The organism is Stenotrophomonas sp., assembly GCF_050737575.1.
Lineage (GTDB): Bacteria > Pseudomonadota > Gammaproteobacteria > Xanthomonadales > Xanthomonadaceae > Stenotrophomonas.
Genome location: NZ_JBOHXW010000010.1, coordinates 101,233 through 116,840 on the forward strand (window position 1 = coordinate 101,233; position 15,608 = coordinate 116,840).

Here is a 15,608-nt window from a genome sequence, read left to right on the forward strand (position 1 = left end):
GTTCGCGCATAGACGCCGCGCCCGCCCTTCGTGTATTAAATCCCGTCCCAGGGAGTACTGAATGCAGAACGCCAAAGACATCACCTTGCGCCTGCTGATCGTTGACGACAGCGCCGAGAGTGCCGAAGCCATCGTCAGCGCGCTGCGCAACAGTGGCATCGCGGTGCGCCCGTTCCGGCCGCAGAGCCCAGCTGAATTGGCCCAGGCAATTGCCACCCAGCCGATTGATCTGGTGTTGGCGGCCACCTCGTACAGCATCCCGCAGCTGTTGCTGACCCAGCAGATCGCCGCCAGCGGCAAGGACATTCCGATGATCCTGCTGGCCGACCAGGTCGATGCGCAGCAGTTGCTGGACTCCGCCGCCAACGGCATCCGCGCCATTGCACTGCGCCAACAACCGGATCATCTGTTGTCGGTCGTCCGCAATGAATGGGTGGACCTGCAGGCGCGTCGCGGCTTGCGTCGTATCGAAGTGCAGATGCGCGAAACCGAGCGCCGCTGCGATGCATTGATCTCCTCCTCGCGCGATCCCATCGCCTACATCCACGAAGGCATGCACATCCGCGCCAACGAGGCTTACCTGGAGATGTTCGGGTACGAATCGTTCGAGGACGTGGAAGGCATCTCCTTGCTGGACATGGTGGCGCCGCAACACGTTGAAGATTTCAAGAACCTGCTCAAGTCGCTGAGCAAGGGCGAAACCCCGCCGCCGCAATACGAAGCGCATGCGCGCAACCAGGACGGCGACACCTTCCCGGCGACGATGGAATTCACCGCCGCCACGTACGAAGGCGAAAGCTGCTTCCAGGTGGTATTCCGCCGCCGCGAAGAGTACGACCCGGAACTGGCACGCGAAGTAGAAGAACTGCGCCAGCGCGACCAGGTCACCGGCCTGCTCAACCGCCCGACGTTCATGGTGCACGTGGAAAACGCCGTCGCGCAGGTCAGCCGCAGCGATGGCCAGTACGGCTTCCTGCTGGTCGAGCCCGATCATTACGCACGCCTGCTGCCGGAGATCGGCCTGGATTCGGCCGATGCACTGATCGCAGCGATGGGCCAGCACTTAGGCACGGCGCTCGGTGACGATGCGCAGGTCGCACGCTTCGGCGAGCACAGTTTCGCGCTGCTTACCCAAGGCCAGTACACGCACACCACCGAGATGGCCGAGCGCGTGCGCAAGGCGTTCGCCTCGCATGTCTTCAGCATCGGCGAGCGCTCGGCGACGGTCACCGTCAGTATCGGCGGTGTGCAGGTGGGCGAAAAGATTGCCAGCGTCGGCCAGGTATTGAACCGCGCCAACGATTGCACGCGCGCTGCGGTCGAACTGGGTGGCAACACGGTCAAGGTGTTCGACCCGGGCGCCGCTGACCGCGTCGAGGAAGAGCGTATCCAGCGCTGGGTGCAGCGCATCCGCGAAGCCATTGCCGGCGACGGTTTCCAGCTGCGTTTTCGCCCCGTGCTGAACCTGATGGGCGAACCGCTGCAGCTGTACGACACCTCGCTGCTGATGGAGAACAACGGCGAACTGGTCGGCCCAAATACGTTCCTGCCCATTGCGCAGGACCATGAGCTGCTGGCGCCAGTCAATCGCTGGGTGGTGGCAAGCGCCATCCGTGCACTGGGCGAGCGTCGCCGCGCCGGGCACACCACGTACCTGATGGTGCGCATCACTCCGGAATCGTTCTCCGACGCCGCGCTGTTGCAGGTGATCCGCGACGGTCTGCAGGCCGAAGGCGTGGACGGCAGTCAACTGTGGCTGCAGATTCCCGAAGCCAAGGTCTTCACCCATCTGCGCAATGCTCAGCAGTTCCTCGCTGCAGTGGCGGCAATGGGTTGCAAGGTCGGCCTGGAGCAATTTGGCTCAGGGCTGGATTCGTTCCAGCTACTGGCGCATTTCCAGCCGGCTTTCCTCAAGTTGGACAGCAGCTTCACCGCTGACCCGGCGTTGGCCAAGGAGCAGCTGGAGAAGACGCAGGAGATCACCGCAAAAGCACAGTCAGCCGATATCCGCACCATCGCCGAGTTCGTGGCCGATGCGGCGACGATGAGTTTGTTATTCAGTGCCGGCGTGGATTACGTGCAGGGTGATTTTGTCGGACCGCCGGCTGCGGTGATGGATTTTGAGTTCAATTGATTTGCTTTAGAGCTTCCCCTCACCCCACCCCCTCTCCCGTAAACGGGAGAGGGGCTAAAGCTCAGGGCTGTTGCATCTGAAGCCCCTCTCCCGCTTGCGGGAGAGGGGTTGGGGTGAGGGGAAACTTCCAAATCACAGCGCCAAACAAACAGGAAGGCCGCGCATTGCGCGGCCTTCCTGCGTTACCTGTCTCGCGGAATCAGACTTCCACGATCCCAGGAATCGCCACATCCGGATTCACATCTGCGTCGTAATCCACGCCGTCGATGCCGAACCCGAACAGACGCAGGAAGTCGGCCTTGTAGCCGGCCAGGTCGCTGATCTCGTACAGGTTCTCGTTGGTGACCTGCGGCCACAACTCCAGCACCTTGGCCTGCACTTCCGGCGCCATTTCCTTGTAGTCCGCACGCAGACGGCCTTCGGCATCGACCAGTGCGATCTCGCGCCCCTTGCCGTCTACCAACGCCTTACGAATGTGCTCGGCCGCGTTGCTGCCGCCTTGCTCGCCGTTGTACAGAATGTCGTACAGCGTATCGAGCTGCTCGATGCAGCCTTCGTGCGTGCCCTGCTCCTTCATCACCTTGAACAGCAGCGACAGATACAGCGGCATGGTCGGAATGGCCGAGCTGGCCTGGGTCACCACGGCCTTGAGCACGGACACGCGTGCGTCGCCGCCGATGCCCTGCAACTTGCCGCGGATATCCAGCACCTTGTTGTCCAGGTCTTTCTTGGCCGCGCCAATGGAGCCATTCCAATAAATGGCCTGGGTGATTTCTTCGCCCACATAGGTGAAGGCGGTGGTGGTCGCGCCCGGCGCCAGCACGCCAGCTTCCAGCAGCGCATCAATCCACATCTGCCAATCTTCGCCGCCCATTACCTGCACGGTGCCGGCGATTTCCTCGGCCGTTGCGGGCTGCAGCGTGGTTTCGGTCAGCACTTCCTTGTCAGTATCCAGACCGCGCAAGGTGATCGGCGCGCCGATCGGCTTGAGCGTGGAGTTGATGATCTCGCCGGTCTTCGGGTGCTTGCGGCGCGGCGCGGCCAGGCTGTAAACCACCTGATCCACCTGACCGAGATCGGCCTTGATGATCTCGATGACTTTCTGCTTCACCTCATCGGAGAACGCATCGCCATTGACGCTGCGCGCGTACAGGCCCGCCTGGTGCGCGTACTTCTCGAACGCGGCCGTGTTGTACCAGCCCGCCGTGCCCGGCTTGGTCTCGCTGCCCGGACGCTCGAAGAACACGCCCAGCGTGGCAGCGTCGCTACCGAAAGCAGCTTTGATACGCGCGGCCAGGCCATAACCGGTCGATGCACCCAGCACCAGCACCTTCTTCGGGCCATCGGCCAGCTTGGGCTGCGCCTTGATGTAGTCGATCTGTTCCTTGACCGACGCATCGCAACCGGTCGGATGGGTGGTGACGCAGATGAAGCCGCGCACACGCGGTTTGATGACCATGAAAACCTCAACTAGGTAAGCAGGAAAACAGCGGCGCCATACGGCAGCAGAAACCACCGGCAAACACTGAACCGGGAGGATCGTAGTGTGCGCCCGCAGCGAACACAACCGACGCTACCGCATGGAAATTCTTTGATCTGCCGGTCGAACCGCCACAAAGAAAAGCCGCGCTGGGCGCGGCTTTTCTTCGCAGGGAGAACCGAACCGTCAGGGACGACGGGCCAGCTCTTCCTCGTCACGGGCCTTGGGCAGCAGATCCTGCTTGCTGACCTTGAACGGGCCGATACTCAACAGCGGCACCGCCACGATGATCGAGGAGATCACCACGATCACCGCACCCACCATGTGGGTTTCGGCCAGGCCTTCCATCGACTCGCCACCGTAGATGTACAGGGCAAGTGCCGAGAGGAAGAACAGCACCGCGGTGATCACCGTACGCGACAGCGTCTGGTTGATCGAGCGGTTCAGCACTTCCAGCGGCTCCACGCGCAGGCTGCGGAAGTTCTCTCGCACGCGGTCGAACACCACGATGATGTCGTTGATGGCAAAGCCCATCACCGACAACATACCGGCCAACACGGTCAGATCGAACTCGCGCCCGACCAGCGACATGTAAGCCACGGTCAGGATCAAGTCGAAGAACGCGGTCAAGCTTGCCACCATCGCGAACTTCCACTCGAAGCGCGCGGCGATGTAGATCAGGAAGCCGATCACCATGAACAGCGTGGCGTACACGCCGTTCATCGCCAGGTCCTTACCCACCTGCGGTCCGACGAACTCGCCGGGCTGCACGGTGGCGGGGTTGTCGGCACTGTTCACTGCCGCATGTACGCGCTGTGCAACCTGCTGGGCGGCATCGGCGGCATTGTTGTGCTCACCGTCCGGCTGCAGACGGATCATCACGTCGTTGCCGCCACCCACGCTCTGCACCTGCGCATTTTCAAAACCCGCCTTGGACAGGTTTTCGCGCACGACATCGGCGTTGATGGTCTTTTCAAAGTGGGTACGCACCACGGTGCCGCCGGTGAACTCCAGCGCGTAGTTGAAACCCTTGAAACCAATGATCGCGAACGAAACCAGCAACAGGAGCACCATCAGCCACAGCACGGGCTTGCGGTGACGCATGAAGTCGATGTTGGTGTCGTTCGGGACGATATGAAGCGGAAACAGTTTCATGCAAGGATTTTCCTTAAAAAACCCGCACACGGAGGTGCGGGCTTTTGCGAAGGGATTCGCTTTAGATCGCTACGGACTGGAGCTTCTTGCGGCGACCATAGATCAGCACCGCCAGCGCACGCGACACGGTGATCGCAGTGAACATCGAGGCGAAAATACCGATGATCATGGTCAACGCGAAGCCCTTCAGCGGGCCGGTACCGAACGCATACAACGCCACGCCGACGATCAAACCGGTGAGGTTGGCGTCGAGAATGGTGCCCGATGCCTTCTCATAACCGGCTGCAATGGCCGCCTTGGCCGGCATACCCAACCGCAGCTCTTCTCGGATTCGCTCGTTGATCAGCACGTTGGCGTCCACCGACAAACCCACCGACAGTGCCAAACCGGCAAAGCCCGGCAAGGTCATGGTGGCGCCGAACATCGACATCACCGCCACCACGATCAGCAGGTTGAACAGCAGCGCCACCGAGGTGATCGCGCCGAACATGCGGTAGTAGATGGTGAAGAACACCAGGGTGAACACGAACGAGAACACCACCGCCTTGACGCCGCGGTCCACGTTTTCCTTGCCCAGACTCGGGCCGATCACGTATTCCTCGACGAAGTCCATCGGTGCGGCCAACGAACCGGCGCGCAGCAGCTTGGACAGGCTGTCAGCTTCGGCCTTCTCCAGGCCCGTGGTCTGGAATTCCTTGCCGAACACGCCGTTGATGTTGGCCACCGAGATCACTTCTTCCTTGACCCGGAAGCTGCGCTGCTCTTCGCCATTGACCACGGTCACCTGCGGAATCCGCTCGGTGTAGACCACGGCCATCGGCTTGCCGACGTTGCCGCTGGTGAAGTCGAACATGCGCTGGCCACCGACGCTGTTCAGCTTGACGCTGACGGCCGGCATACCGTTCTGATCGGTGCTGGTCGTGGCCGAAACCATCTGGTCACCGGTCACGATGGTGCGCTTGTTCAGCAGAATCGGACCACGGTTGTCACGCTGCTGGTACAACTTGGCTTCCGGCGGAATGCGGCCGCTGGTGAGAGCGTCCTGCGCATTGCCGTCCACGACAGCGCGGTATTCCAGCGTCGCGGTCGCACCGATCATGCGCTTGGCTTCGGCCGTGTCCTGCACGCCCGGCAGCTCGACCACGATGCGGTCTTCGCCCTGGCGCTGGATGATCGGCTCGGCAACACCCAATTCATTCACGCGGTTGCGCAAGGTCGTCAGGTTCTGCTCGATGGCACCGGAGGCGATTTGGGACATCTCCGTCTGCGGCACGCTGATGGTGATGCGATCACCATTGACCGAGTACGTGAAGGTCGGCTGCGACTTGGCCAGTGCGGCGCGGGCCTTATCGGCATCGGCAGCATTGGCCAGGGCAACCTGGATGTCACTTTCGCCGCGACGTTCCACCGAACGGTAGGAAACGCGGTTGTCACGCAGCGTGGTGCGCACGTCTTCGGTGAACGCCTCGAAGCGCTTGTCCACCGCAGCCTTCTGGTCGACCTGCAGGGCGAAGTGAACGCCGCCCACCAGATCCAGACCCAGCACCATCGGCTTGCCGCCGAGGTTGGCCAACCAGTCCGGCACGGTCGAGGCCAGGTTCAGGGCGACCGAGTAGTTCTCACCGGCCGTATCGCGCAGCACGGCGGAGGCCTTGGCCTGCGCATCAAGCGAAGACAGACGGACGATCAGGTTGTTGTCGCCTTCCTCTTCCACCGACTTGGGCGTGATGCCCGCTTCGGTCAGTGCAGCGGTGATGCGCTGCTTGAGTGCGTCATCGACCTGCCCGCCACGACTGGCGGTGATCTGTACGGACGGATCCTTCTGATAGATGTTCGGCAGCGCATACAGCGTGCTGACCGCCAAAACGATCAGGATCAGAAAGTACTTCCAGCGTGGAAATTCGAGCATTGCGGATTCCTGCGTGACGCCTTCCCCGGCGTCACGACATGACGGAAAGGAAACTCAGTCTCAGGCAGCAGACTTCAGCGTGCCCTTGGGCAGGACGTTGCCGACGGAAGCCTTCTGCACGCGGATGCGGACGTTGTCGGCCACTTCCACGGTGATGAAGTTGTCGCCGATGTCGGTGACCACGCCAGCGATGCCGCCGGAGGTCAGCACTTCGTCACCCTTGGAGATCTTTTCCAGCATCGCCTTGTGTTCCTTCTGGCGCTTCATCTGCGGGCGGATCATCAGGAAGTACATCACTGCGATCAGGGCGATCGGCAGCAGGAAGGTGCCCATGCCCGGGGCCGGAGCGGCCTGTGCGACGGGAAGGAAGATAGCCATCAGATTCATCTTTTGTCCTAGGTGTTGGGCGGTAACCGACCCGGCCGGGAGCCGGAGGTCACCACGAAACGGGGTCAGCCGTGAAGTATGCCATGCCCCCGGGACATCGTCCCGAGCGGCGTGAACGCGCTGCTACTCCCCCGACAACGCCGGAACGCTGGCGCCCCGGGCTGCATAGAAGGACTCGCGGAAGGCCAGGAAGGTTCCCGACTCGATGGCCGCGCGCATGTCGGCCATCAGTTTTTCGTAATAGAACAGGTTGTGCAGGGTGCCCAGCATCGGCGCCAGCATCTCGTTGCAGCGGTCCAGGTGACGCAGGTAGGAGCGCGTGTAGCCGCTGGTGCAGGCGTGGCAGCCGCAGCCCGGCTCAATCGGATTCATGTCCCGCCCGTACTGGGCGTTGCGGATGCGGATCGTGCCGGTGGAGGTGAAGTAGTGGCCGTTGCGGGCGTTTCGGGTGGGCATGACGCAATCGAACATGTCCACGCCACGGGCCACACCTTCGACCAGATCCTCCGGACGGCCGACGCCCATCAGGTAGCGCGGGCGGTCGGTGGGCAGGATCGGATGCATGTGATCGAGCATGGCGTTGCGCTCGTGCTCGGGCTCGCCCACCGCCAGGCCGCCGATGGCGTAGCCGTCGAAGCCGATCTGCTGCAGGCCTTCGGCCGAGCGGCTGCGCAGGTCGGTATGCACGCCGCCCTGGACGATGCCGAACAGTGCGGCGTCATTGCCCATCGCGTCGTGCGCGTTACGGCTGCGCTGGGCCCAGCGCAGGCTCAGTTCCATCGAGGTGCGCGCCACCTGCTCGGTGGCTGGATACGGGGTGCATTCGTCGAAAATCATGACGACATCCGAATCCAGCACCTTCTGGATCTTCATGCTCTCTTCCGGGCTCAGGAAGACCCGGGCGCCGTCGGTGGGCGAAGCAAAGGTGACGCCTTCTTCGGCGATCTTGCGGCGATGCGCCAGCGAGAACACCTGGAAACCGCCGGAGTCGGTGAGGATGGGGCCGTCCCAGCGGCAGAAGCCATGCAGGCCGCCGTGGTCCGCAATCACGTCCAGACCCGGGCGCAGGTACAGGTGGAAGGTGTTGCCAAGGATGATCTCGGCGCCAAGCGCACGGACCTGCTCCGGCAGGATGCCCTTCACCGAGCCATAGGTGCCGACCGGCATGAATGCCGGGGTCTGCACGGTGCCGCGCGGGAAGGACAACTGGCCGCGGCGGGCGCGGCCATCGGTGTTCTGGAGCTTGAACTGCAATCTGGACATGGAAATCGATAGCTGACGAATGCGTGCAATTGTCGCGGATATGCGCCGCCGGGGCGAATTTCCGCCCGCTACACCTCGCTCGCGAAGCGCACCGGCGCTGGATTATTCCAACGCAGGGCAATGCCCTCCCCCACTGCCGGCGGTACGCCATTGAAATCCAGCGCCAAGCGCTGACCACCTGGCAGACGGAGCCAACCGCTGTAGCCCGGCCCACGGAATACCACCGACTCCAGCACGCCGCGCAAACTGCCGGCGGGGTCGAGCTGCAGGTCTTCGGGCCGGACCAGCACACTGCCCTCGCCCATCCCAAACAACGCGGCCGGCAGTACCACGCCGCGACCGATGAAGCCGGCGACGAATGGGTCGCCCGGCGCCCGGTACAACTGCGGCGCGGCATCCCATTGCAGCAGATGCCCCGCCTGCATCACGCCAATGCGGTCGGCCATGGCAAACGCTTCGGACTGGTCATGGGTGACCATCAACACCGTGGTGCCGGTGGCCTTGAGCAGCTGCCGGAGTTCCTCGGCCAAGCGCTGACGGGTGCTCACATCCAGGTTGGAGAACGGCTCGTCGAGCAACAGCAGTTCAGGCATCGGCGCAAGTGCGCGGGCCAGCGCCACCCGCTGCTGCTGGCCACCGGACAACTCATGCGGATAGCGGCTGCCCAAACCTTCCAGACCCACCTGCAGCAACATCGCATCGATCCGCTGCTGCCGCTGCACCCGCGCAACCCCGCGCAGCCCGAAACCGACATTGGCGGCGACATCCAGGTGCGGGAACAGCGCGTAGTCCTGGAACATCATCCCGACCCGACGTTTCTCTGCTGGCACTGCGCCACCGGGGCCGTCCAGTTCGCGCCCACCCAGGACGATGCGCCCCTGCTGCAAGGGCTCGAAACCGCTGATGGCGCGCAGCACCGTGGTCTTTCCGCAACCGGAAGCGCCCAGCAGGCAACCGATTTCCCCGCGCGCCAACTCCAGCGACAACCCATCGACCACCGTCGTAAAGCCGCCCGCACCGGCATAGCCGACCTGCACCGCCTGCAACTGCAACTGAGGTGAATCCGTCATGGCCGCGCTCCATGGGCTGCACCAGCACGCGCCAGCAGAATTACCGGCAACAGGCCAGTCAATACGATCAACAAAGCCGCCACTGCGCCTTCCTCATAGGTTCCCCGTGCGGCCTCGGCATACAGCCAGGTCGCCAGGGTTTCAAAATTCATGGGCCGCAACACCAGCGTGGCCGGCAGCTCTTTCATGGTGTCCACGAACACCAGCAACGCCGCCGCGGCAAACGCCGGGCGCAACAGCGGAAGATGCACGCGCCGCAGCATGCCGCCGGCACTTTCGCCGAGGTTGGCGGCAGCGTGGTCCAACGATTGCGGCACGCGCGCCAGCCCGGCCTCGATGCCACCCACCGATATGGCCAGGAAGCGCAAGGTGTAAGCCACCACCAGCGCCGTTGCCGTGCCCATCAGCAACATCTGCGCCCGGCCGCCGTCGATGGCAAAGCGCAGCTCAGCAAATACCGCATCCAGCGCACCCATCGGCACCAACAGGCCGATCGCCAACACCGTGCCGGGAATGGCATACCCCAGCGAGGCAACACGGCTGCAGGCCGCCGCCAGCCGCCCGCCACGCCGCACCTGCGCAAGCCGCAGCGCCCAAGCCACGGCCAGGCCCACGGCCATCACCACAGCGGTTGCCGCCAGGGCAATGCCGATGGTGTTCTGCAAGGCGCCCCACAACTGTGGCGAGACACCTGCAACACGCACTCGCTGCGCGGCCTCCCACGCCAGATAAGCCGCAGGCACCACAAAACCCACCATCACCGGCAAGGCGCCCAGTGCGAAGGCGAACACAGCCTTGGCTCCGCGCAATCGTTGCGGCTGCATCGGCCGTGGCCGCAAGGTGCTGGCATAGCGCTGACGACGCCGGCCGTGCTTTTCCAGCATCAGCAGCACCGCCACCAGCAGCAGCATCGCCAAGGCGATCTGTGCCGCGCCCGGCAGATCACCGCGACTGACCCAGGTGGTGTAGATGGAGACGGTCAGCGTCTGCACGCCCAGGAACTCGGACGCACCGATATCGTTGAGCGCCTCCAACAGCGCCAACGCCACGCCCACCGCAATCGCCGGACGCGCGAGCGGCAACGCCACCCGCCGGAACAGCTGCGCCCGCGTCGCACCCAGCGTTCGCGCCGCTTCCAGCAGGCCTGCCGCCTGGGTCATGAACAGGGCGCGGGTTGTCAGATAGACGTATGGATACAGAACGAAGCCGAGCAGGACGATGCAGCCCGCAAGGTGTCGAATGTCCGGCAAGCGGAATTCACGCGGGCTGCCATAGCCCAGCAGATCGCGGATGAGCCCCTGCACCGGTCCGAGCGGATGCAACACATCCAGATAGGCATAGGCGGCAATGTAGGTCGGCACCGCCAAGGGCAGCAGCAAGGCCCAACTCAACAGCCGCTGACCGGGAAAGCGGTAGGCCGTGACCAGCCACGCACTGCCGGTGCCGAGCACGGTGACCAGCGCGCCAACCCCCAGCAGCATCAACACGGTATTGCGCAAAGCCACCGGCAACACGTTCGCCCACAGGTGACTCCACAAACCCGCACTGCCCTGCAACGCTGAGAATGCAAGCGCCATCACGGGCGCAAGCATGACGATTGCCGCCAACACGGCGGTCGTCAGCCAAAGATTCCATCGACGCATCATCATCACGCAGGCACTCCGAAAAAAACGATGCCGGTGCCCCTTGCGTGGGCACCGGCTGATCGTATTTCCGAGTGACCTTTAGTTGTCGAAACCAACCTTGTCCACCAGCTCACTGGCCAGCTTGCGGTTGGCGACCACCTCGGTCAGCGGCAGCGGGTCGATATGCATCGTGCCGAAGCTGGCCACCACCGGATCCAGCTCAACGCCAGCCTTGACCGGATATTCGTAGTTGGCGCGCGCATACAAACTCTGCGAACCATCGCTGACCAGGTATTCCAACAGCTTCACGGCGTTGTCGCGGTTGGGCGCGTGCTTGGCCACCGCAGCACCGGAAATATTGACGTGAGTGCCGCCATCGGCGCCGGCAAACACCGGACGCACCACCTGGATGGCGTCACCCCAGGCGCGCTGTTCGGAACCTTCCTCTGCGTTCTTCATGCGGCCAACGTAATAGGCATTGGCAATGCCGATGTCGCAGATGCCGGCAAGGATGTCGCGGGCCACATCGCGGTCGCCGCCGGCCGCCTTGCGCGCTAGATTGCTCTTCACTCCGCGCAACCAGGCTTCGGTTTTCTCGGCACCGTCATGCGCGATCATCGCGGCGAACAGGCTGGTGTTGTACGGATGCTGGCCCGAGCGGATGCAGACGCGGCCTTTCCATTTCGGGTCGGCCAGATCCTGATAGGTGAAGCCGTCCAGCTTCAGGTCCTTGTCCGCGTACAGCACGCGATCCCGCAGCGACAGGGCAAACCACTGGCCGTCCGCGCCACGCAGGTTGGCCGGGATGGCGGCATTCAGCACGTCCGACGTCACTACCTGGGTATGACCGGCTTCCACCACGTCCAGCAGACGGCCGGTGTCCACGGTCATCAGCACGTCGGCGGCCGAGCGCTCACCTTCGGCAGCCAGACGCTCGGTCAGGCCGTCCTTGAGCAGCACGGTGTTGACCTTGATGCCGGTGTCAGCGCTGAAGGCATCCAGCAGTGGCTGGATCAGGCCCGGTTCGCGGGTGGTGTAGAGATTGACCTCACCAGCGGCGGCAAGCACCGGCTTGTCGCCCGCCGCCGCGGGCGCGGTGTCGGTCTTGGCGCAGGCGCCCAGAAGAATGAGGGAACACAGGGCAGCCAGATGGCCGGCGGCGCGCTTCGGATGACGCATTTGATTCTCCAGAAGTGGTCGTCGGAGCCGACATCGTGGCCGGCAACGGTTTCAAATGAGAACTTATCTCATTTTCATTGCCGCGCACACTGCGTCAAACCGCCGCACCCTCCTGCGCGGGAAACAGCAACATCGCATCGCCATAGCTGAAGAAGCGGTACTGCTGCGCGATGGCGTGTGCGTAAGCCTCGAACACCCGGGCCTTGCCGGCGAATGCGCTGATCATCATCAGCAGCGTGCTTTCAGGCAGATGGAAGTTGGTCACCATCGCATCGACGCTGCGGATGCGGTAACCCGGGGTGATGAAGATCTGGGTTTCGCCGGAGTACGGAAGCAGTTCGCCGTCGCGCATTGCACTCTCCAGCGCACGCACCACCGTAGTGCCCACGCCGATCACGCGGCCGCCGGCAGCTCGCGTGCGGCGCACTTTGTCGACCAGTTCAGCGCCGACGTTGAGCCATTCGCGATGCATTACGTGATGCGTCAGATCATCCACGCGCACCGGCTGGAACGTACCGGCGCCCACATGCAGGGTGATATGGCCGAACTGAACGCCGCGCTCGCGCAGCTCTGCCAGCAGGGCTTCGTCGAAATGCAGGCCGGCCGTCGGCGCAGCCACCGCGCCCACCTGCTTGGCGAACACGGTTTGATAGCGTTCGCGATCGTCGGCACCCGGCTCACGATGGATATACGGCGGCAGCGGCAGGCGGCCTTCGTGCACCAGCCAGGATTCCAGCGGTTCGGGAATATCGAAACGCAGCACATAGAACTCGCCGTCGCGGCCCAGCACTTCAGCCTCGCCACCGGCATCCAACTGGATGCGGCTTCCCGGCTTGGGCGACTTGCTGGCGCCAATCTGCGCACGCGCCTGCTGGCCGCCGAGCAGGCGCTCGATCAGTATTTCGACACGCCCACCGGTGGCTTTCTGCCCGAACAGGCGCGCCGGGATCACCCGCGTGTCATTGAAGATCAGCAGGTCGCCGGGCTGCAGCAGCTGCGGCAGATCACGCACATGGCGGTCATCGAACGCCTCCGGCGCGGGCGGCACCAGCAGCAAACGGCTGGCCGAACGCTCGGCCAAGGGGGCCTGGGCGATCAACGCCTCGGGCAGCTCGTAATTGAAATCGGACTTCTTCAAGGCCGGAACGTCTTGCGGGGAGCCGGCTATTGTAGCCCTCGCAGGGTTTTCGGACGTGTGGAAGCGAAGTTGGGTGAATGCGCTCAGCGCTCGAACTTGGTCGAAAGAATGATCGCGCTGGTGGTCCGCTCCACGCCATCCACCGCGCCGATGGCATCAGTGACGACATCCATCTCGCTGACGCCGCCCACCACCACCATGGCGATCAGGTCGTGGTTGCCGCTGACCGAATGCAGCGAACGCACCTCTGAAATGTCGCGCAGCGCCTTGACCACGGCCGGCATCTTCTTGGGCAGCACGGTAATCAGGACGTGCGCACGCACCTGCCCTTGCTCGTAGTCCTCGTGGGTGCGCACGGTGTAGCCGGCAATCACGCCTTGCTGCTCAAGCCGGTCGATGCGGCTCTGCACGGTAGTACGTGACAGGCCCAGCCGCCGGGCGATCTGTGCAGTGGAGGCGCGCGCGTCTTCGCGCAGAACGGAAAGCAAGCGCTCGTCGGCAGGAGAAATCTTCACATTGCGCACCAATTTCGTCGATTCGCCGAAATTAACCGAAAAACCGTCGAGATCACAGCTGCCATGTGTCCAGAATCTCCAGATAATGGCTATACAAGATAATTCTGGAGATGAGCATGACCGTACTCGGCCCCCTCGCCCCGCTTCGCGCGCACGCCGGCACCCGCCTTACCCAGGGTCTGGACGATGCCAGCGTCGAGCGCCTGGCCATCGCCCATCCCGACCTGGCCCGCGCCATCGAGGCCGCTGGTAATGAATACAGCCGCGTCAAAGCGGAAGTCGCCGATCTGCTGGACCTGGACGAAAAGGACCAGATCGCCGCGATGCAGGCTGGGTTCGTCAACTTCTACGCCGATGACGCCGTGGTGCCGTACATCGCGCTGGCCGCCTACGGCCCGTGGGTGATCTCGCTCAAGGGCGCGGTGCTGTACGACGCCGGCGGCTACGGCATGCTCGGTTTCGGCCACACCCCGGCTGACATAATGGCCGCCGCAGCCAAGCCGCAGGTCATGGCCAACATCATGACCCCGAGCCTGGCCCAGCGCCGTTTCACCCGCGCGCTGCAGCAGGAAATCGGCCATACCCGTGGCGGCTGTCCGTTCTCGCATTTCATGTGTTTGAACTCCGGCTCGGAAGCCGTTGGCCTGGCCGCACGCATCGCCGACATCAACGCCAAACTGCAAACCGACCCGGGCGCGCGCCATGCCGGTGCCACCATCAAGCGCGTGGTGATCAAGGGCAGCTTCCACGGCCGTACCGATCGCCCGGCGCTGTATTCCGATTCCAGCCGCAAGACCTACGACCAGCATCTGGCCAGCTACCGTGGCGAGAACAGTGTCATCACCATCCCGCCGTATGACGAGATAGCACTGCGCAAGGTGTTTACCGACGCCGAAGCCAACAACTGGTTTGTTGAAGCGGTGTTCCTGGAGCCGGTGATGGGCGAAGGCGACCCGGGCCGCGCGGTGCCGGCAAGCTTCTACAAGCTGGCACGCGAGCTGACCCGCGAGCACGGCAGTCTGCTGCTGATCGACTCCATCCAGGCCGCGCTGCGTGCGCACGGCACGCTGTCGTTCGTCGATTACCCCGGCTACGAAACGCTCGATCCGCCGGACATGGAAACCTATTCCAAGGCACTGAACGGCGCGCAGTTCCCGCTCTCCGTGCTGGCGGTGACCGAACATGCCGCCGGCCTCTATCGCAAGGGCGTGTACGGCAACACCATGACCACCAACCCGCGCGCACTGGACGTGGCCTGCACCACCCTCGCCCGCTTGTCGCCGCAGGTGCGTGAGAACATCCGCCTGCGCGGCGAGCAGTCCCTGCAGAAGCTGGAAGCGCTGAAGGCAAAGCTCGGCGGCCTGATCACCAAGGTGCAGGGCACTGGCTTGTTGTTCTCCTGCGAACTCGCGCCGCAGTTCAAGTGCTATGGCGCCGGTTCCACCGAGGAATGGCTGCGCATGCACGGCGTCAATGTCATCCACGGCGGCGAGAACTCGCTGCGTTTCACCCCGCATTTCGACATGGATGAAGAAGAGCTGGATCTGCTGGTGGAGATGGTGGGCCGTGCACTGGTTGAAGGCCCGCGCCGTGAGCAGGCCAACGCGGCTTGATTTGATGTGGTGAGCGTTGAAAGAAAAAGGCGGCCGTTGGCCGCCTTTTTCTTTGGTTTTGGGATTTAGGGAGGGCCGCCGCCCCCTCTCCCCAACCCCTCTCCCGCGAGGGGAGAGGGGCTTTAAAGCTGCAGTTGCTC

At 63.5% G+C, this 15,608-nt stretch carries 12 protein-coding genes; 2 read left to right on the forward strand and 10 right to left on the reverse strand.

The features are described 5' to 3' along the window. Positions 1 to 61 precede the first annotated feature (61 nt). Positions 62 to 2,134, forward strand: coding sequence for an EAL domain-containing protein (locus ACREP4_RS16285; protein WP_431597244.1), 2,073 nt, complete (start codon positions 62 to 64; stop codon positions 2,132 to 2,134). A gap of 199 nt (positions 2,135 to 2,333) precedes the next feature. Here ACREP4_RS16285 and fabV read toward each other — a convergent pair whose 3' ends face one another. From fabV to ACREP4_RS16335, 10 genes are all read right to left on the reverse strand, one after another. Further along, positions 2,334 to 3,593: an enoyl-ACP reductase FabV gene (fabV, locus tag ACREP4_RS16290; RefSeq protein WP_431597245.1), complete on the reverse strand. Its 1,260-nt coding sequence runs from the start codon at positions 3,591 to 3,593 to the stop codon at positions 2,334 to 2,336. Between the two features lie 207 nt (positions 3,594 to 3,800). Then, positions 3,801 to 4,769 carry a protein translocase subunit SecF gene (gene secF, locus ACREP4_RS16295; RefSeq protein ID WP_431597246.1) on the reverse strand — a complete coding sequence of 323 codons (969 nt, stop codon included), beginning with the start codon at positions 4,767 to 4,769 and terminating at the stop codon, positions 3,801 to 3,803. Between the two features lie 61 nt (positions 4,770 to 4,830). Further along, on the reverse strand, positions 4,831 to 6,678 hold the full coding sequence (gene secD / locus ACREP4_RS16300; RefSeq protein ID WP_431597247.1) for a protein translocase subunit SecD: 1,848 nt from the start codon (positions 6,676 to 6,678) through the stop codon (positions 4,831 to 4,833). 60 nt (positions 6,679 to 6,738) lie between these two features. Further along, a complete protein-coding gene (yajC, locus tag ACREP4_RS16305; RefSeq protein WP_057631865.1) occupies positions 6,739 to 7,065 on the reverse strand; it encodes a preprotein translocase subunit YajC in 327 nt (108 codons plus the stop codon). A 123-nt stretch (positions 7,066 to 7,188) separates the two neighbouring features. Then, the gene (gene tgt, locus ACREP4_RS16310; protein ID WP_431597248.1) at positions 7,189 to 8,328 is read right to left on the reverse strand and encodes a tRNA guanosine(34) transglycosylase Tgt; all 1,140 of its coding nucleotides are present in this window, start codon (positions 8,326 to 8,328) and stop codon (positions 7,189 to 7,191) included. 68 nt (positions 8,329 to 8,396) lie between these two features. Continuing rightward, positions 8,397 to 9,398, reverse strand: a complete 1,002-nt coding sequence (locus ACREP4_RS16315) for an ABC transporter ATP-binding protein (RefSeq protein ID WP_431597249.1) — start codon at positions 9,396 to 9,398, stop codon at positions 8,397 to 8,399. After that, a complete protein-coding gene (locus ACREP4_RS16320) occupies positions 9,395 to 11,047 on the reverse strand; it encodes an ABC transporter permease (RefSeq protein WP_431597250.1) in 1,653 nt (550 codons plus the stop codon). Before ACREP4_RS16320 ends, ACREP4_RS16315 begins: the two co-directional genes overlap by 4 nt. Positions 11,048 to 11,122: 75 nt before the next feature. Then, positions 11,123 to 12,202 carry a Fe(3+) ABC transporter substrate-binding protein gene (locus ACREP4_RS16325; RefSeq protein ID WP_431597251.1) on the reverse strand — a complete coding sequence of 360 codons (1,080 nt, stop codon included), beginning with the start codon at positions 12,200 to 12,202 and terminating at the stop codon, positions 11,123 to 11,125. Positions 12,203 to 12,296: 94 nt separating this feature from the next. Further along, entirely contained in the window at positions 12,297 to 13,340 is a 1,044-nt protein-coding gene (queA, locus tag ACREP4_RS16330) for a tRNA preQ1(34) S-adenosylmethionine ribosyltransferase-isomerase QueA (protein WP_431597252.1), read from the reverse strand. Positions 13,341 to 13,423: 83 nt separating this feature from the next. Beyond that, positions 13,424 to 13,855, reverse strand: coding sequence for an Lrp/AsnC family transcriptional regulator (locus tag ACREP4_RS16335; RefSeq protein ID WP_431597253.1), 432 nt, complete (start codon positions 13,853 to 13,855; stop codon positions 13,424 to 13,426). Between the two features lie 116 nt (positions 13,856 to 13,971). Between ACREP4_RS16335 and ACREP4_RS16340 the strand changes: the two genes are divergently transcribed. Next, positions 13,972 to 15,468, forward strand: coding sequence for an aminotransferase class III-fold pyridoxal phosphate-dependent enzyme (locus tag ACREP4_RS16340; RefSeq protein ID WP_431597254.1), 1,497 nt, complete (start codon positions 13,972 to 13,974; stop codon positions 15,466 to 15,468). Positions 15,469 to 15,608 lie beyond the last annotated feature (140 nt).